Origin of the sequence: Vibrio sp. HENC-03 (assembly GCF_000305755.2) — a bacterium.
GTDB lineage: Bacteria > Pseudomonadota > Gammaproteobacteria > Enterobacterales > Vibrionaceae > Vibrio > Vibrio owensii.
The window spans coordinates 879,184-898,248 of record NZ_JH976064.1; the positions used below are offsets into that span (position 1 = coordinate 879,184).

Sequence of the window (19,065 nt, forward strand, 5' to 3'; positions counted from 1 at the left end):
GAGAGAGCGTTATGACTCAGAATATCAAACCGACTCATTTCCGCAGCGAAGGTGATGTCAACACGACACCGGCACGCCAAGCTTGGAATGCATCGATGGACGACGAACGCACGCAAGCCTTGTTGAAGCGTGATTCGGAAGTCTTTCTTCATCAAGCCATGTCGACGCCTTGCTTAGATACCTTGGAAGCAGCAGAAGGCATCTACATCCAAGATGCCACGGGCAAAAAGTACATGGACTTCCATGGCAATAACGTCCATCAGCTGGGCTATGCTCACCCGCATGTGATCAAACGCGTAGAAGAGCAAATTGCCAAACTGCCGTTTTCACCACGTCGTTTTACCAACAAGACCGCGATTGAATGTGCCGAAAAGCTCACCCAAATCTGTGGCGGTGAATTGAACCGCGTGCTGTTTGCTCCGGGTGGCACATCTGCGGTTGGTATGGCTCTTAAACTAGCACGCCACATCACGGGCAACTACAAGGTGGTGTCTCTGTGGGATTCCTTCCACGGCGCATCATTGGATGCCATCTCAGTAGGTGGCGAAGCGTGTTTCCGCCAAGGTATGGGACCATTAATGGCAGGTGTTGAGCGCATTCCACCAGCAGTGTCTTACCGAGGCGCTTTTCCAGTTGCCGACGGTAGCGATGTGCATTACGCCGACTACCTTGAATACGTGATTGAGAAAGAAGGCGGCGTGGGCGCATTTATCGCAGAAGCGGTTCGTAATACCGACGTACAAGTGCCGAGCAAAGCCTACTGGAAACGCATTCGAGAAATCTGTGACAAACACAATGTCATGCTGATCATCGACGACATCCCTAACGGCATGGGTCGCAGCGGTGAATGGTTTACCTACCAAGCCTACGACATCGAGCCAGATATGCTGTGCATCGGTAAAGGTTTGGGCGGAGGCTTAGTGCCTATCGCAGCCATTGTCACCAAAGACAAATACAACACTGCCGAGCAAATCTCAATGGGTCATTACACTCATGAGAAAAGCCCTATCGGTTGTGCTGCGGCACTGGCGACCATGGAAGCTATTGAGCAAGGCGGCTTGCTAGATAAAGCCAAAGCCGACAGCCAGTTCATGCGTGAAAAGCTGCTAGAGATGAAAGCCAAATACCCAGTGATTGGTGATGTGCGTGGCATCGGCATGTTGTGGGGCATTGAGCTAGTCACTGACCACGAAAGCAAAGCACGCGCGTATGACGAAGCGGAAGCTGTGTTGTACCAATGCCTCAACAACGGAGTGAGTTTCAAAGTATCGCAAGGCAATGTGATTCAACTCAGCCCACCGCTGATCATCACCCGCGAACAACTGACAGAAGCATTGGCGATCTTCGAAGAAGCCATCGCCAAAGTGTGCAAAGACTTTAACTACTTCTAACCTCAACAAAAACCAATTTATCCTGAGCGCAGTTCCAACGTGTAGGCAAGCGCTCTGGCAAGCAAGAAAAAGGATTGAACATGAGCAACTCACCAATTCAAGCAGTGATCTTTGACTGGGCTGGCACTATCGTCGATTTCGGCTCTTTTGCGCCAACCAGTATCTTTGTGGAAGCGTTCAAACAAGGCTTTGATTTCGATATCGATCTTGAGGAAGCGCGCGAACCAATGGGGCTTGGTAAGTGGGATCACATCCAAGCTGTGGGTCGTATTCCTGCCGTTGATAAGCGTTGGAATGAGAAGTTCGGTCGCTCAATGACCAGCGAAGACATCGACGCTATCTACGCAGCATTTATGCCTCTGCAAAAAGCAAAAGTGGCAGACCATGCAGACCCAATCCTTAATGCGATTGAAGTTGTGAACGCTCTGAAAGACAAAGGCATCAAGATCGGTTCTTGTTCTGGTTACCCTCGCGAAGTGATGGATGTACTGATTCCTGTTGCAGCGGATTACGGCTACAAACCAGATTACGTAGTAGCAACGGATGACCTGCCACAAGGTGGTCGCCCTGCACCATTTATGGCACTGAAGAACGTGATTGAGCTGAATGTTACCGACGTTAATGCGTGCATCAAAGTGGATGACGCCGCACCGGGCATCGATGAAGGTCACAACGCCGGTATGTGGACCGTTGGTTTGCTGCTTTCTGGTAACGAAGCGGGTCTAACGTTTGAAGAATACCAAGCCGCGGACGAAGCAACACTTAATGCCGCTCGTGAAAAAGCGCGCACAAAACTGCTCAAGAGCTCGCCGCACTATCTCATCGACACCATTGCTGACTTCCCAGAAGTGGTTGCAGATATCGAACGTCGCCTAGCGGCAGGTGAGCGTCCTTAGTCGACAATCACTATTCTCACGCATAAAAAAACCTCTCAGCATCGAGAGGTTTTTTGTATCGCGTTTTGTCGCTAACCAAATCAAATTAGTTGATCGCAGTACTTGCTCGGCGTTTTAGCTTAAAGCCCATGTCCGTTGCGTGCTCTACAGGCTCACCTTTAATGGCTTGCAGTAACTTGTCTGCGGCTTTCGTCCCCATACGTTCGTAATCGAATTCCGCACAGGTCAAACTTGGGTAGGCGTGCTCACCCATAGAAGAGCCTTCCAAACAGATAATCGCAATGTCAGTCGGGACTTTCAGCACTCGGCGATGACACTCAAACAACGCGCCAATCGCAATCTCTTCATGGCTACATACCAGAGCATTCAAACTTGAATCGCGCAGCAATAACTTTGCCAACCCTTCCGCACCTAATTGTGAAGATGGCGCTTCGTGGGTGGTTAAGAAATGGTCCGGTGCAAGGTAGTTCTCAATCATCGCGCTTTGCCAGCCGTGTAGCTTACGTTGCAAAGTGGAGTGATCCCCACGCGCACCAATGAAGCCCACGTTCTTGAAGCCTTGCTCAATCACATGCTTGGTACAGGCTTTACCTACCTCAAAATGGTCAACACCGATATTGAGATAGCTCGCTTTCGAACTTAACTCAGCAATTTCCAATACTGGCGTGTTCGAGGCTTCCAAAAGCTGATTAGTGCGTTGGCTGTGTTCATTACCAAACAGCACTACTCCGGCTGGGCGGCTCTCAAGAAATGTCGAAAGCAGTTTCTCTTCTTGCTCTACCGAGTAATCACTGTAGCCAAGCAGCAACTGATAACCCGCTTTGTTCAACGCTTGTTGAAAGCTCGGTAAGAAAAGCGCGCACGCTTTTTCAAACAGGGAAGGAATGATAAGAGCGATGGAGTAACTTTCAGCAGACGCCAAAGCCCCTGCCGCTTTATTCGGGATATAGCCGAGCTCATCAACCACTTGTTGAATCTTTTCTCTCAGCTTGTCAGATACTAGCTCGGGCGTTCGTAATGCTCGCGACACCGTCATGGTGCCTACGCCGGCTTTTTTAGCGACGTCCGCCAAGGTGACATTGCCAGTACTTCTTCGTTTGCGAGGTTCGCTCATTGTTCTTATTTAGTGTTCTCTATTTTCTGCCGCGACATCTTACCACAGCGTTTTAGTGGTTTTGATATTAGCGCATTAGAACTCGATCACAAGCATATGAAACTCGGATGACTGATAAAAATGGTAGCGCTATCACAATTTATGATAGCGCTATCAGATAGCGCTACCATTTGTGATCATTCTCAGGTTTTTCTGACAAATTGATCGATAAAGTACCCATCAACAAAACAACAAACCGGAAAGATCCAATGCTACGTGAACTGATTACCTCTGATGTGATTCGCATCCATTCTGATGCTACTGACTGGAAAGATGCGGTGAGCAAATCCTGTGAAGCACTGATTGAAAATCGCGCGATTGAACCAAGCTACGTGGACGCTATTTACCGCTCACACGAAGAGCTCGGTCCTTACTACGTGGTAGGTCCTGGTATGGCAATGCCACACGCTCGCCCTGAAGATGGCGTTAACCGTTTGTCTCTTGCTATCACGGTGATTCAAAACGGCGTGAACTTCGATTCTGAAGGTAACGATCCAGTAAAAATGCTGGTTACACTAGCCGCGACAGACAGTAACTCGCACGTGGATGCGATTTCTAAACTGGCAGAGTTGTTTATGAATGAAGAGCATGTAGAAGCCATCTGCACCGCTCAAAACACACAAGATGTTCTCGCGATCATCGAAAAATACTAACTCCTGATGTGCCCTTAAAAAATGGGCATACCCCCCTATAAAAAGAAAAGGTCTGAATTATGAAAATTATGGTTGTTTGCGGTCACGGTCTTGGTACTAGCCTAATGATGGAAATGAGCATCAAAGGCATCGTGAAAGAATTGAATGTAAACGCAGAAGTGGATCATATCGATCTGGGCTCTGCAAAAGGTACGGATTGTGACATCTTCATCGGTACTAACGACATCGTTGAACAGTTGAACGCGCTTGGCGTTGAACCACGAATCGTTGCGCTTGATAACATGGTCGACAAAGTGGCAATGAAAGAGCGTCTATCTGTGGCACTTCAAGAGCTTGGCGCTCTATAAGGTGGCGTTATGGAATTTTTCAGTTTCTTAATGAACGATGTCCTATCAGAGCCGGCGGTTCTGGTAGGTCTTATCGCCCTAATCGGCTTAATTGCCCAGCAAAAACCGGTCACCGAGTGTATTAAAGGCACGGTAAAAACCATTCTTGGTTTCATCGTGCTTGGCGCGGGTGCAGGTCTGGTTGTGACTTCACTGGGTGACTTTGCGACAATTTTCCAACACGCATTTGGCATCACAGGCGTGGTTCCAAACAACGAAGCTATCGTCTCTATCGCGCAAGAAGCGTTTGGTAAAGAGATGGCGATGATCATGTTCTTCGGTATGTTAGTGAACATCTTGATCGCTCGCTTCACGCCATGGAAATTCATCTTCCTAACAGGTCACCACACGCTATTTATGTCGATGATGGTAGCGGCGATCCTTGCTTCTAGCGGCATGAAAGGTGTTCCACTGATCGCGCTTGGCTCTCTGGTTGTGGGCTCTGTGATGGTGTTCTTCCCTGCGATTGCTCACAAGTACATGAAGCAAGTAACAGGTTCTGACGACGTTGCGATTGGTCACTTCTCTACCCTTTCTTACGTGCTAGCTGGCTTTATTGGCAGCAAGTTCGGTAACAAAGAACACTCTACTGAAGAGATGAACGTACCTAAGAGCTTGTTGTTCCTACGTGACACGCCAGTGGCAATCTCGTTCACTATGGGCATCATCTTTATGGTGACGTGTATCTTCGCTGGCGGTGACTTTGTACGCGAAGTTAGCGGTGGTAAGCACTGGTTCATGTTCGCGCTGATGCAATCCATCACATTCGCCGGTGGTGTGTACGTTATTCTTCAAGGTGTACGTATGGTTATCGCAGAAATCGTTCCAGCGTTTAAAGGTATCTCAGACAAACTAGTACCAAACGCAAAACCTGCGCTTGATTGTCCGGTTGTATTCCCATACGCACCAAACGCAGTATTGGTTGGCTTCCTATCGAGCTTTGCGGCGGGTCTTTTGGGCATGTTCCTACTTTACGTGATGGGTCTCACTGTGATTATCCCTGGTGTTGTTCCACACTTCTTTGTAGGTGCTGCAGCAGGTGTATTTGGTAACGCTACAGGTGGTCGTCGCGGTGCAATCTTGGGTGCTTTTGCACAAGGTCTACTGATTACCTTCCTACCAGTATTCCTAATGCCAGTACTGGGCGACCTAGGCTTTGCTAACACGACCTTTAGTGACGCAGACTTCGGCGCTGTAGGTATCCTACTGGGTCTGATTGTTCGCTAAGTAGTTAGTCTGAATATGACCAGCTGATAACTGGCTTGATTGATGCGCGCATAGGCTCATCGGCATCAATCCTAAAGAACCTCTAGTCATAGCAAACGACTGGCTTTATAAGAACCGGATCATGAAAGAAAACAAACGCCCCTTACGTGAGGGGCGTTTTTCTTTTTGGCGCTATCTTAAGGAGGTTTGGCTTATTGAAGCGTAGTTCCGTTAGATAGCAGCTTTCTTGTCGGCTCTTGCTCGGTGTATTCAACCGCATCGTGATCGGCAAGTTTATCGACTTCCGCCTGTTCACCCACCACAACCAACACGTGTTGTTTCACCAGAGCGTCGACCACTTCAATGTTGTGCTGACGAAGAAGCGCTCTCACTTCGCTCTCTTTCCCTTCATGATACTTAACAAAGTAACGTGCAGGTTGCTGCTCGGCTTGATCTTGGCGTTCATCCACGAGAGGAAATCCTTGATTGTTTGCCAAGCTGCTTGAGCTCAGTCCGATTGCCAATAGTGCGGTAGCGCCTACCGCAGACAAAGAAAGTAAGGTCAACTTCTTCATAGTCACTCCTTATTGAAAGGTCAGAGTCCAACTGTTGATGGTGCCTGTGTCTCTTCTGGCATTGTCCACCGCTTTAAGTTCCCATGTGCCTTGCGATTCAAAACCAGAGAAGTCCGCTTGGAAACTGGTTTTAATGTCGTTCGCACCACCACCTGCATTGTCGTGCAGTACTACTTGACCACCATCTGGTGACGTTAGCGTGACACGAAGATCGCCAATGTAGGTGTGAGTGATATCCAAGTCGATAGTCACTGAACCTGCATCGCCAGAGCGAGCCACATCTAATGGGCTTACGATGCCTGCAGAGCTGTTGTCAGGAATCGCTACTGCATTCGAGTTGGTGTAACTAGAAGGTGCAGAACCGCCGCCTGATGAATCACCCGAGCCGTTATGCGCTGCAACAAGAGAAACACCAGAGTACGCACTGTAGCCGTAAACCAATACTTCATATTGCCCTGCGCCAGATACGTTCAAGCTACAGCTTTCGCCATTACCGCCCGCCCATGAACGACAGTCGTAAGTGCTGGTACTTGGTGTGCCATTGAAGCGTACGTAAAGGTCAGCATCACCAGAGCCGCCACTCATGTTGAATGTCGCTTGCGTTGCATCCGCAGGGACGTCAAACACGAATACTGTGCTTGATTTGCTGCCGCCAGAAAGCTGCGTTTTCGCCACGCCATTTTCTAGAACGTTGTCGCTGCCAGAACCTCCGCCATCCGGACCATTACAGCCAGCGTCTAGGTATTGTTTCGCAGCCTCAGCATTCACAAGACCATGACCAGTGCGGTTATCACGACCTGTTACGTCGATGTCCGTTGCTGTCTTGATCAGTGCGTTACGTACTTGCGCAGCGGTACAAGTTGGATGGTAACTCCACACCAAACCTGCAACACCGGTTACGTGCGGCGTCGCCATCGAAGTACCGTTGTAGTACTCGTAGTCTTCACCCTTGGTGGTCGATACCGTGATGTCTTGACCAACATAGCCCAACAGCTCCTGACCGAAGGCACGATCAACCGTTACTGACACAATACGCGCCGCGTTGTTTTGATCGACAAGGAAAGGATTCTGCAAACCCGGTAGCTCAGAGTTACTGTACACAATCGCCGCACTTGCGCCTGCGTTGTAACACGCTTGAACTGCATCGATTTCTGGGTAGTTGCCTGATGATTGGTTGCCCACACGCTCGGTCAAACAGATCTTGCCAGACATATCGCCACAGCTGAAGCTGCTACCAGATACATCACAGCTTGCCAGTGTCGCCGTGATAGAACCGGCTACTGGATCAGGACCGTAACTGCCACCCGATTGGATCAAGCGGTTGTGAGGAACGATGCCACGATCGAACTGGCTAACACCGTTCAAACGAATGTCTGAAAGCTTACCCTCGCCCACAGTCACCGTAGATAGAATCGCTACGCCCGGACCTGCGATTTCAACTTGGTCTGTCGCTTGAGAGAACGCCGCGTGATCACGCTTATCATCCACCGCCGCAACGGACATAACTGAGTCGTAAGACGCTGGGTAGCTGTGCGCAGTGTTACCATCGTTACCCGCAGCGGCAATCAGCAACACGCCTTGGTCGTAAATGGTTTGCAACGCGTTTTTCTCCGTCACACTCGACTGGCTACCACCAAGACTCATGTTGACGACGTTCGCGCCGTTATCAGCACAAGTTTGGACCGCTTTCACCAAGCTGGATGAGTAGCCCCAACCCGCTTCATTGAACACCTTAACGATGTGCAAATTCACGTTTTGGTTCGGCATAACGCCTTTGATGCCCTCTGTGTTGGCAATCGCGGCAATCGTACCTGCTACGTGCGTACCGTGAGCGTTGTTGTTCCCCGGAACACTCCAAGAACCTGTACCGCTGTCGTTTGTACCCGACACTCGGTTACCACTCAGATCGTTGTGCGCCAGATCGTAACCCGAGTCGATGATACACACGGTGCGATTCCCTGCATTTGAGTCATCCAGAAGCTGAGCATTCACCGCCTCATAGCCCCAAGGGATAGTCTCGCTTAACAGATAGCGCGGTGGGTCAATTTCAACGTATTCCACATCGTTGCGGTTACGCAGTTGCCCCAACTCCGAGTCTTCCATTTCCACACTGTAGATCGCGCGGTTTCCTAGCTTTTCCACTTTACGCGCTTTGAGTTGATCTAAAACCGACTCTTGCGCGATGCGTGGCCCCCAGAATGAGTTCCCACCCAATGCTGAAGGACTGGACGTATCTTCTTTAAATTTGACGATGTATTTAGTCGGCAAGTTAGATTCGTCGAACCCCGTTAAAGGAGCCGCATGCGCTGACATCGAAAATGTCAGTGCTACTGCAACGGCAGACAATGAAAACAAGCCATTTAATTTAGTTGTTGTGTGATGCATTTGCTCTATTCCTTTTTGAGCTGATTTTTATTCACTTTATCCTCATGAAAAATCATAACCTTGACTTATGCATGAGCGATTCAGCTATAGGTTATCGCCTAAAAATGCCAAACAATTTGTTTCATGAATACACAACAATGAACAAAAGATCATCTAAACAACAGATTTAGTTAACATATAAAAACACCATCAAAACCTTATAAAGCAATTACTTATTAACACAAAAAGTGCATGTTAAATTAATGTTAGTGAGTAATTATTCTAGACTTTATAAAATCTTAGTATTTACCAAATCTATTGAAATACGATTGCGGTACCAAAATTGACAGAATGAATAATTAGATATTTGACTAAGTAGGGTATTTACTCAGAATGAGGGCGTTTAGTGAGATAAATTCTCACTTAAATCATGACGATAATCATCATAGAGAGTGAATCATGAATAAGACCATTACGTTACTTAGTGCATTATTACTACCACTGAGTTTGGCTCACGCCGACGAGCCATCACTGACTCCTGAAATGGTAAGCGCCTCGCAAGTCAGAAGTGCGCAAGCGAAACAAACCTACACTTATGTTCGCTGTTGGTACCGCAGCAGTTATTCAGAAGACGAGCCTGCGACAGATTGGGAGTGGGCCGAGAATCCTGACGGCAGTTACTTCACAATTGACGGCTATTGGTGGAGTGCTGTTTCTTTCAAAAACATGTTTTACACCGACACGCCACAAGGCATCATCAAAGAGCGTTGTGAGCAGACCCTAGATCTAGCGAATGAAAACGCTGACATCACCTTCTTTGCTGCCGATAACCGTTTCTCCTACAACCACACCATCTGGAGCAACGATCCAGTCATGCAGCCCGATCAAATCAACAAGGTCGTCGCGCTGGGTGACAGTTTGTCGGATACAGGCAACATCTTTAACGCATCACAATGGCGATTCCCGAATCCAAATAGCTGGTTCTTAGGGCATTTCTCTAACGGGTTTGTATGGACAGAGTACATTGCTCAAGCCAAAAACCTACCGCTCTACAACTGGGCTGTAGGCGGCGCAGCGGGTGAAAACCAATACATCGCTCTGACGGGAGTGGGTGAGCAAGTTTCATCTTACTTGGCGTATGCGAAACTGGCCAAAAACTACAAGCCAGCCAATACCCTGTTTACACTTGAGTTTGGTTTGAATGACTTCATGAACTACAACCGCAGCGTGCCAGAAGTGAAATCAGACTACGCGGAAGCATTGATCAAACTGACTGATGCGGGTGCGAAGAACTTGTTGTTGATGACGCTACCAGACGCGACTCGTGCGCCACAGTTTACCTACTCAACTCAAGAAGAAATCGACAAGATCCGTGCGAAGATTGTCGAGATGAACGAGTTCATCAAGGCGCAAGCGGCGTACTACACAGCGCAAGGCTACAACATCACCCTGTATGATACCCACGCCCTGTTTGAAAGCTTAACAGCGAACCCAGAGCAGCACGGCTTCGTTAATGCGAGCCAAGCTTGCCAAGACATCAACCGTTCGTCTTCTGCAGATTACTTGTATCACCATGCGCTGCGCTCTGAGTGTGCTTCTTCTGGCTCTGACAAGTTTGTGTTCTGGGATGTGACTCACCCAACTACCGCCACGCATCGCTACGTAGCAGAGAAGATGTTAGAAAGCAGCAACCAGCTATCGAACCATCCGTTCTAATCCTAGAACCTGAGGTACAGATAAGAAAAAGGCTGACGTAATGTCAGCCTTTATTGATTTCGAATTCTGCGTATCTCGAAGCTTTGCCTCGTTCAGCGACCTTTATCGGTGCAGAATCGCCACCGCTTTGGTGGTCTTCTCTAAATTCTCTTCCGCTTGATCTGGAATCTTACTCGCGATGGTCGCATACAAGCTGTCGATCATGGCAAGTTTGACCAAGCGCGCGATGCCGTTTTTACCCAATAGCGGTTCTGGTGATGCCGGCGCGTATAGCGGGTAATCGGAAAGTTGGGACAACTCAGCGTGGAAGTTGTTGGTGATAGAGATGATCGTCGCACCTGATTGCTTCGCAAGACGGACAGCATCCATCAAATCAACGGTCTGACCTGAATGCGATACCACCAGCACTACGTCTTTTTCGCTCAGCACGCTAGCCGACATCAACATTAAGTGACGGTCACGAGGCACTGATGCGCGAATACCAAAACGCAAAAGCTTGTGCTGGAAATCTTCACAGATAATGTTCGAACCACCCGCTGCATACAACTCAATGTTACGCGCGTTAATGATGGCCTCGGCGGCAGCGCTCACCATGTTGGCATCCACAAAGTTGAGGATTTCCGTCAAGGCATTGATGGAGTTTTGCAGCACCTTAGTGACAATCTGCTCGCAAGAATCATCCGGCTGAAGTTGCTCACTTGGCGCGTAAGAATCTGAGTGATGATGGGCGTTTAACGCGTCTTTAAGCTGTTTGAAACCACTGAAGCCAAGCTTCTTTGACACCTTAACGATCAACGCCGTTGACACACCCAATCGCTCCGCCACTTCTTTAATTGAAGTCGACTTCTGCATGAAGTGAGGCTTGAGAAAGTTTTCCGCAATGGATTGTTCGGTACGCGTGAGTGAAGGCATACGCATACGAATATTGGGAATTACTTGATTGACATCCACGGACAATATCATTCCTTGTGAAACAGTCGGATCATTATACATAGCTACCGCTCTCTCGTCATGGTAACTGCACTTGCAGCTACGGTTATGCCTTTAATTGCCAATGCGTTGCCGTGACTGCGCTTTCGCTCTCAATCACAAAGCCCACACCTTGCGCGTTTTGGCCGAAGAAGCGTGATGTCGACACCGCCTCACCTTGGTTAATAAATACTTCCACACATGAATGGTCGCGTAGAATTTGTAGGTGACGAACCTCACCTTCCCACTGCTTTGATTCCCACTCACCCGTTTTCAGATTTCGGCGAATAGTTGCTAGCCCTTGTGGCGTCACTTGCAACTTCAAATCGGCGGCAACGTCGATGGTCAGTTGTGCCGGAACATCTTCAATCAGCAGTTCAGAAGACAATCCATAAAAACGCAGCGATTGGTTGGTAAAGCTTTGTGGTTGAGAACGCAAAGATTCGAGTTCTGCACTTGATTTTTGCAGTAAGCGGCCATCTTGAAGAATCAGCTCTCGCGGGCAAGTCATTTGATGAATCCAACCAAACTCTATGGTTGGTTGGTAAGATTCGAACTCATCTGGTTTTCCCATCCATCCAAAGAGAATGCGACGACCTTGTTCATCTTCAAACGTCTGTGGCGCGTAAAAGTCGAAACCATGATCCATCAATACGCCTTCGCCATGTTCAAAGCCCGCCGTTGGGTAATCAAGCTGACCGAGATGATAAGTCACATCAAAGGTTTCCACTTTACGACCGTCCACTTCTAACCAGTTTTTCGGGCAAGTGATCAGCGCATATTGGTCACCAATCGGGAAAAGATCTGGGCATTCCAACATAAAGTCATCACTTTGATGTTGATTGCAGCCATCACCAAATACTTCACCAACAAACTGCCATTGTTTTCTGTCTGATGAACGGTACAGCAGCACTTTGCCTTTGTAATCGAGATCTTCTGCACCCAGCACCATGTAGTACTCACCATCGTGCAGCCACACTTTTGGATCGCGCACATGGCCGCTGTAGCCTTGTGGTAAGTCGAGCACAATGCCTTGCTTCTCAGCCTGTTTGCCCGCCTCTAACGTAGCTCTGCATTGGTAAGCGGTTCGGCCACCTTGTTCAAACTTCACGTTGCCGGTGTAAAACAGTTCCAGCGCACCATCCACCACCAAGCCTGAGCCAGAATAACAACCGTGCGTTTCGTAGTTTTCTGTTGGTGCTAACGCCAAAGGTTGATGCTGCCAGTGAATAAGATCTTTACTGGTGGCGTGTCCCCATGCTTTCGCACCATGCGCACACGCTTTTGGATTCCATTGATAAAACAGGTGATATTCGCCCGCAAAGTGCGCCAAGCCGTTTGGGTCGTTCAATAAGCCAAATTGCGGTGCAAAGTGCCAAGTCGGACGGAAAGGGTCTTCTTGCGGATTTGCCATCTGATTTAAGGCAATCGCCAACACGTCGTTAATGTAGGTTTGTTCTGCTGTCATGGTAAGCCTTATTAAAATCTAGAAACAGGAATCCCCCTGAAGTCAGGGGGATGAAAACACAAGGGATTACTTGTCTTGCAGCATCTTGTCTGAGTAACCAAATAGGTAAGTCAGAGTAAATGCCGTACCGATAGCAATTAAGTTCACCGCTAGGTAACCCAGCATTTGACCATTCAAGTAGAGCAGCGCTCCTGGAATTACCGTGATAGCCATGCCTGTTGCTTTCAAACCAAATACCGTTGCGAAGAAGCCGCCAACTGCACCGCCAATCAAGCCCATGATGAATGGTTTGAAGAAGCGAAGGTTCACACCGTATAGCGCTGGCTCAGTGATACCCAAGAATGCAGATAGTGTTGATGGCATTGCCAGAGCTTTGAGTTTCTTGTCTTTAGTTTTCACACCTACCGCAAGACAAGCAGCACCTTGTGCAGCGATTGCAGCGGTAATGATTGCGTTGAATTCGTTTGCACCAGTGTTGGTCAGCAATTGAATCTCAAGCAGGTTGAAGATGTGATGAACACCCGTCATCACAACGATTTGTTGTAGACCACCAATCAAGATACCGCTCAGACCCAGTGGCAGATCCAGCATGAACTGGGCGCCTTGCAGAATAATAAGCTCTAACCAGTGGAAGATAGGACCAATCACAAATAGGGAAGCCGTAATCATCACCAATAGCGTTAGGAATGGCGTGACGACTAAGTCCAAAGCTTCTGGTACGAAGTTACGAATACGGCGCTCTAGTTTGGCTCCCAACATACCGGCAATAAAGGCAGGGATAACCGAACCTTGGTAACCAAGCACAGGAATAAAGCCAAAGAACATGATTGGATCAAGCTCACCAGACGCCACAGACCATGCATTTGGCAGCGCTGGCGACACCAGCATCATACCCAAAATCAAACCAATTAAAGGAGAGCCACCAAACACGCGCGCCGCCGACCACGCGATCAGTGCTGGTAAGAAAATGAAAGCAGTATCCGTCAGAATTTGAGTATAAAGAATGAAGTTTTGCGGAATGGTTTCTGGCGTTAGACCAAACAAGCCTAAGATCTCTGGCTGCATGAACAAGCCACGCAAACCCATAAACAAGCCTGTCGCAACAAGCGCTGGAATGATTGGCACGAAAACATCACCAAACGTACGGATCGCACGTTGGAAAGCCGTCCCTTGTTTTTCAACCGCTTTACGTTGTTCATCTTTCGAAGCGGTCTTCAGCTTTAAGTTCTCAAACGCTTCAAAGACTCGGTTCACCGTTCCGGTGCCGAAAATAATTTGGTATTGGCCGCTGTTAAAAAATGCGCCTTTTACCTTGTCGGTGCCTTCGATGCGTTTCTTATCAATTTTGTTTTCATCGGCAACCATTACGCGTAATCGAGTGGCACAGTGAGCGACAGAGACAATGTTTTCTTCTCCGCCTAACGAGCCCACCAACTCTTCTGCAATCATCGTGTAAGACATATTCAAACCTGTTTCGTGATTAATGGATTAACTGCCTATTAAGCTATCAATAAGTCATAGACTCTGCCTCTACCGAGATCACAAAAATAAACTTTTTGTGAATTTTTTATTTCCGTGAATTTTATTGTGAACTTTTATTTACTTCAAATACAATAACTTAAATAACATTTAATGAATTTCGATTAAATTCATTGTTTACAGTTGTGATTTTATTTGTAAACTTTAAAGCAAATCTGAACGCTTGAGAGTTACGAATATGAAAATTGCTATCGGTTGTGATCATGTAGGGATTGAACATAAAGAATTGGTTATCAAACACTTAGAAAGTAAAGGTATTGAAGTGATTGATTTCGGCACGCATTCAGCAGAGCGTACTGACTACCCTCAATACGGTTTAGCCGTCGCGAAAGCGGTAACAAGTGGCGATGCAGACCAAGGTCTTTTGATTTGCGGTACAGGCGTTGGCATTTCGCTAGCAGCAAACAAAGTTCCGGGTATTCGCGCCGTCGTTTGTAGCGACCCATACACGGCGCAGCTATCTAAACAGCACAACAACACCAACATCCTTGCGTTCGGCTCTCGCGTTATCGGCATTGAGCTAGCAAAAATGATCATCGACAGCTGGTTAGAAGCAGAGTTCGAAGGTGGTCGTCATCAGAACCGTGTAAACCAAATTGCAGAAATTGAGGAGCGATAAGATGGCTAAGTTTTGTCCTTCAATGATGTGTGTCGACTTCTCCAAGTTGGCAAGCGAGCTGAAAGAGCTAGAAAAAGCAAACGTCGATATGCTGCATATTGATGTCATGGACGGTCACTTTGTACCAAACTTCGCGCTTGGCCCAGAAGACATCAAAGCGATTCGTAACCTAACGGACATCGAATACGATGTGCACCTAATGTTGTCGGATCCAGACCAGTTCATCGACTTGTTTGCAGCACTAGGCCCTAAGCTGATGTACATCCACGCAGAAGCGCCACCACATCTGCATCGTTCACTCGGTAACATCCAAGCGAAAGGCATTAAGTCTGGCTTAGCAATCAACCCAGGTACGCCATTGAGCGCAATTGAAGACGTACTGGATGTGACGGACGTGATTTTGGTTATGTCGGTAAACCCTGGTTTTGCAGGACAAGCCTTTATTCCAAATGCTTACAACCGCATCGAGCGTATTATCGAAATGATCGAAGCGAAAGGCACCAACACTAAGATCGCCATCGACGGCGCGATCAGCCCAGAAGTAATTGAACGTCTGAGCGACAAAGTGGAGTACTTTATTCTTGGTACTGCGGGGCTGTTTGGTAAACCAAAGAGCTACGCAGACACCATGCAAGACCTACGTGCCCTTGGCGAAAAAGCGGTCGCTTAATACCCCCAACTATCTTTTCTTAGTTTATCCCCGAGTGCTTTGCTTCTGGTGCGCTCGGGGATTTTTTGTCAAAACAGGCGTACATTCCATCTAGCGTATACACTTATTTCTACTCAATAAATTCAGAGTCGAGGTTGGTGTGAAGGGAATGAGAAAGCCGATGTTTGCCCGCAGCTTGCGTTGCTTAACCGCTGTGTTGTTATTGCTGATTTCCTTTGTCACCGTCGCGCAGACCCTACCCGAAACCGACTTTCTGAAAAGCGAAATCGCACGCTTGAACACGGAGTCACCAAAAAACGACACGCTGATTGGTCAGTACGAAACTCTACTCAATCAAATTACAGGGTTCGACGCGCAAAAAGCATCGCGTGACGATTATCGAAAAATCATTAGCCAGTTCCCCTTGCAGCGAGAACGTCTTCTCAAACAAATCGAAGAAGCCGAAAAACTCGACATGTTCAAGGCCAAGCAGCTCAATAGTTACAGCGACCTATCTCAATCCATAGCGTCACTTCAGGCTGCGATGAGTGAATGGCGCACCACTTCACAAGCAAATGCTGAAAAGACCAAACAACTCAACGCAGCAAGAACCTCCCTCCCCGTTTCTTTGGCTCAATTGAATCAACAAATCGAGCAAGCTTCATTGGTCAAAAGTGAAAACGGCGCAGAGATAGAACAATGGTTAGAGACCGCGAATCTCACCTACCTTAAGTTACAAAAAGAGGTGATGACCGCCGAGCTACAAAGTTTGGATGAGCGCACAGAGCTTGTGCGATTAGAACAGCAATTGTTGGCGAAGAAGCTTCAGTTAGCCTCTCCCATGCTGATTGAACTGCAAGACAAGCTCACCCGAGTGGAACAAGAATCGGTAAGAGGTTTGATTGCCGAAGCGCGAGAGCTAAGCGCGAAAGCCGATGAATCTGACGTGGAGAAACAGCGACTCATCGAGCAGCTTCGTCAGTACACGCTAGAGCTAGAACAAGTGTTGGTAGAAATCGACCAAGCACGCATTGCTGGGCAAAAGTTTGAATCAGAGCGCCGGAGCTTGTCGGAAGAACAGCGCCTAATCAAAGAAAACCTCTCATGGCTGCGAGACAGCACAGCATTTGGCGCCTCGATTCGCGCTCAGCTGCAGCGTTTGCCAAACCAAATTCAAAACAAGACCATTCCCGATGAGATCGCCAATGCTCACATCCGCAAATACGAAATCAGTCAGTTGCTGGATGATTTTGCGCTTGAAGATGCGGTTCGTGCAACGCAATCCAATGCCAAAGCTCCAGAGCGTTTAGAAACCTTATCACACGAGTTAGTTGAACAGCTCTCACAAGATTATGAAAAACTCATTATCGCCTTAGGAAAACTGCAACTGACCATCAACCAGTACGCCATCGAAGTCGAAAATGCGCGAGCCTTCTTACGTGAACAACAACTTTGGACACGCAGTAATGTGCCTTTCTGGCAGCACCTGACTGACTTCGATAAAGAGATTTGGTTTGGCACCAAAACCCCATTGAAAACCCTGCAAGATGAGGTCAATCCTGACCAACTCAAAATGGTGGGTGGTGCGTTTGTTTTCTACACCTTGGCATTGTTTTATCTGGGGCGTCGTTTGGTTCGTCGTACGACTCGACTTCGTCATGAATACAAAAAGGTGTTTGGCCACCCGCTCAAGGACCGCTTCCAAAACAGTATTTCACTGCTGTTTATGGCGATGTGTCGAGCAGTGATTCTGCCACTTTGGTATGCCATCACCGCAGCAGCACTGTTCTGGTTGTGGCCTGCTCCCAACGCAACCGAATCCAAAATGCTGATCGTTGCCAGCGCTTCTGCCTTGTTTGTGATTGAATTGATTTATGCCATGAGCTCGAAAAAAGGCTTGTTGGAGCTGCACCTAAATTGGCCAGAACGCATTTGTGATTATGTTCATAAGCAGAGTAACCGCCTGCGTTTTCCGTTTGCCCTCTTCCTCTTGCTGATCTTCTTTGCAGAGTTGGTTGCCGGCGACCAAGAAGCAGAAATATCTCGCCTGTTCTTCCTGATGCTAATGGTCGGCATGACGATGGTGTATGGCGCTTTACTTAAGTCTGATCGCATCCCATCGACACTACCTGTTCCACTCAATCGCGGACTTGGATTGTTGCTGCTTAAGGTGATGATCCTCGGCTCCTTCATTGCCATCATCATTATGGCGTTGATGGGTTTGTACATTGCTGCATGGCTGTTGCTCATTTACCAGCAACTCACCCTGTTTGTCGTGCTTGGCGTCTTGTTTACGTATCAGCTTGGCGAGCGCTGGCTCAAACTCGAACATCGTCAACTTAATTACCAACGCCTACTAGCGCGCCGTGAAGAATTAATTGCTCAACAACAAGAACAAGCAGACGAACCACCGGAAATCGCCGAACTCAGAGAAAACTTCCCAGAAGTGGAAGAGCAAGGCTTGGGTAGCGAGCAGATCAGCGAACAATCCATGACACTGTTGCGCGGTTTATCCTTGATTGGCTTGGTTATTGCGGTTCTGACTTTATGGTCGAGTGCGTTAGAGATGACCAGTTGGCTCGATAAAGTGGTGGTGTGGCAAGTCAGTGAAGTGGTCAGCGGCAGTTCGACCTTGGTTGACGTGACGCTACAGTCTCTGATTTATGCGCTAATCACCTTGCTTGTTACCTTTGTTGGCGTACGCAACTTACCGGGTATTCTGGAGCTGCTGATTCTGCGCCGTTTAGAGTTATCTCCCGGAACGGGCTACGCGGTGACCACTTTGCTTCGCTATCTGATTTTGATGACGGGTGTGCTGTCTGCTTTCGCCATTCTTGGTTTTCAGTGGTCGCGTTTGCAATGGCTCGTGGCGGCATTTGGTGTTGGCTTGGGCTTCGGTCTGCAAGAGATCTTTGCGAACTTTATCTCTGGTTTGATCTTGTTGTTTGAGCGCCCAATTCGTATTGGCGATATCGTCACCATCAATGACCTATCAGGCACAGTGAGTAAAATTCAAACTCGCGCTACCACCATCATCGATTGGGACAACAAAGAGATTGTGGTGCCGAACAAAACCTTTATTACCGAAAAACTCATCAACTGGTCGCTCACCGATTCAATCACTCGTATTGTGATTCCAATTGGCGTGGCGTACGGCTCTGATGTCGAGAAAGTCGAAGAGTTGTTGTATCAAGTGGCTGAAGAGCACCCATTAGTGTTGAACGATCCGTCTCCATCAGTCTTTTTCTTAGCGTTCGGGGCAAGCAGTTTGGACTTTGAGTTACGTGTGCACATTAACTCCATCGATCACCGCTTATCGACCATTCACATCATCAACAAAAACATCGATAAACTGTTCAAAGAGAACGACATCGAAATCGCCTTCCCACAAATGGATGTGCACGTTCGCGACTGGCCGCAGGATGGTGAGAAAAGCTAAATCTGCCAATTGCACCGCACGGATAAACTCGGTAAGTTGAAA

15 protein-coding genes are annotated in these 19,065 nt (G+C 47.9%); 9 read left to right on the forward strand and 6 right to left on the reverse strand.

The features are described from left to right. Positions 1–11: 11 nt before the first annotated feature. On the forward strand, positions 12–1,391 hold the full coding sequence (locus tag VCHENC03_RS19415; RefSeq protein WP_009705057.1) for an aspartate aminotransferase family protein: 1,380 nt from the start codon (positions 12–14) through the stop codon (positions 1,389–1,391). Positions 1,392–1,471: 80 nt separating this feature from the next. Further along, positions 1,472–2,287 carry a phosphonoacetaldehyde hydrolase gene (phnX, locus tag VCHENC03_RS19410; RefSeq protein ID WP_009705058.1) on the forward strand — a complete coding sequence of 272 codons (816 nt, stop codon included), beginning with the start codon at positions 1,472–1,474 and terminating at the stop codon, positions 2,285–2,287. 85 nt (positions 2,288–2,372) lie between these two features. Here phnX and VCHENC03_RS19405 read toward each other — a convergent pair whose 3' ends face one another. Continuing rightward, positions 2,373–3,401, reverse strand: coding sequence for a LacI family DNA-binding transcriptional regulator (locus VCHENC03_RS19405; protein WP_005442357.1), 1,029 nt, complete (start codon positions 3,399–3,401; stop codon positions 2,373–2,375). Between the two features lie 248 nt (positions 3,402–3,649). Between VCHENC03_RS19405 and VCHENC03_RS19400 the strand changes: the two genes are divergently transcribed. Genes VCHENC03_RS19400 through VCHENC03_RS19390 form a run of 3 tightly spaced genes read left to right on the forward strand, consistent with a single transcriptional unit; the run spans position 3,650 to position 5,706 of the window. Further along, positions 3,650–4,093, forward strand: a complete 444-nt coding sequence (locus VCHENC03_RS19400; protein WP_009705059.1) for a PTS sugar transporter subunit IIA — start codon at positions 3,650–3,652, stop codon at positions 4,091–4,093. 59 nt (positions 4,094–4,152) lie between these two features. Then, positions 4,153–4,440 (forward strand): PTS sugar transporter subunit IIB, encoded by a 288-nt coding sequence (locus VCHENC03_RS19395; RefSeq protein WP_005374080.1) that lies wholly within the window; start codon positions 4,153–4,155, stop codon positions 4,438–4,440. 9 nt (positions 4,441–4,449) lie between these two features. Continuing rightward, positions 4,450–5,706 carry a PTS ascorbate transporter subunit IIC gene (locus VCHENC03_RS19390; RefSeq protein WP_009705060.1) on the forward strand — a complete coding sequence of 419 codons (1,257 nt, stop codon included), beginning with the start codon at positions 4,450–4,452 and terminating at the stop codon, positions 5,704–5,706. 191 nt (positions 5,707–5,897) lie between these two features. Here VCHENC03_RS19390 and VCHENC03_RS19385 read toward each other — a convergent pair whose 3' ends face one another. Together VCHENC03_RS19385 and VCHENC03_RS19380 are read right to left on the reverse strand one after the other, a co-directional pair. Beyond that, on the reverse strand, positions 5,898–6,260 hold the full coding sequence (locus VCHENC03_RS19385; RefSeq protein WP_009705061.1) for an ATPase: 363 nt from the start codon (positions 6,258–6,260) through the stop codon (positions 5,898–5,900). 9 nt (positions 6,261–6,269) lie between these two features. After that, complete coding sequence (locus VCHENC03_RS19380) at positions 6,270–8,645, reverse strand: S8 family serine peptidase (RefSeq protein ID WP_009705062.1); 2,376 nt, start codon at positions 8,643–8,645, stop codon at positions 6,270–6,272. Between the two features lie 435 nt (positions 8,646–9,080). Between VCHENC03_RS19380 and VCHENC03_RS19375 the strand changes: the two genes are divergently transcribed. After that, positions 9,081–10,340 carry an SGNH/GDSL hydrolase family protein gene (locus VCHENC03_RS19375; RefSeq protein WP_157621040.1) on the forward strand — a complete coding sequence of 420 codons (1,260 nt, stop codon included), beginning with the start codon at positions 9,081–9,083 and terminating at the stop codon, positions 10,338–10,340. A gap of 102 nt (positions 10,341–10,442) precedes the next feature. On the opposite strand, the gene VCHENC03_RS19370 is transcribed toward VCHENC03_RS19375, so the two are convergent. The 3 genes from VCHENC03_RS19370 to VCHENC03_RS19360 all read right to left on the reverse strand — a co-directional run bounded on the left by VCHENC03_RS19370 (position 10,443) and on the right by VCHENC03_RS19360 (position 14,238). Then, positions 10,443–11,303, reverse strand: coding sequence for an SIS domain-containing protein (locus VCHENC03_RS19370; protein ID WP_027726729.1), 861 nt, complete (start codon positions 11,301–11,303; stop codon positions 10,443–10,445). A gap of 73 nt (positions 11,304–11,376) precedes the next feature. Further along, positions 11,377–12,777: a glycoside hydrolase family 32 protein gene (locus VCHENC03_RS19365; protein ID WP_009705065.1), complete on the reverse strand. Its 1,401-nt coding sequence runs from the start codon at positions 12,775–12,777 to the stop codon at positions 11,377–11,379. 66 nt (positions 12,778–12,843) lie between these two features. Continuing rightward, positions 12,844–14,238: a sucrose-specific PTS transporter subunit IIBC gene (locus tag VCHENC03_RS19360; RefSeq protein ID WP_005442341.1), complete on the reverse strand. Its 1,395-nt coding sequence runs from the start codon at positions 14,236–14,238 to the stop codon at positions 12,844–12,846. A 256-nt stretch (positions 14,239–14,494) separates the two neighbouring features. Here VCHENC03_RS19360 and rpiB point away from each other — a divergent pair, with 256 nt between their 5' ends. The 3 genes from rpiB to VCHENC03_RS19345 all read left to right on the forward strand — a co-directional run bounded on the left by rpiB (position 14,495) and on the right by VCHENC03_RS19345 (position 19,023). After that, positions 14,495–14,935 carry a ribose 5-phosphate isomerase B gene (gene rpiB, locus VCHENC03_RS19355; protein ID WP_009705066.1) on the forward strand — a complete coding sequence of 147 codons (441 nt, stop codon included), beginning with the start codon at positions 14,495–14,497 and terminating at the stop codon, positions 14,933–14,935. A 1-nt stretch (position 14,936) separates the two neighbouring features. Next, complete coding sequence (gene rpe / locus VCHENC03_RS19350; protein ID WP_009705067.1) at positions 14,937–15,605, forward strand: ribulose-phosphate 3-epimerase; 669 nt, start codon at positions 14,937–14,939, stop codon at positions 15,603–15,605. 148 nt (positions 15,606–15,753) lie between these two features. Beyond that, on the forward strand, positions 15,754–19,023 hold the full coding sequence (locus VCHENC03_RS19345) for a mechanosensitive ion channel domain-containing protein (protein ID WP_232310315.1): 3,270 nt from the start codon (positions 15,754–15,756) through the stop codon (positions 19,021–19,023). Positions 19,024–19,065: the final 42 nt, after the last annotated feature.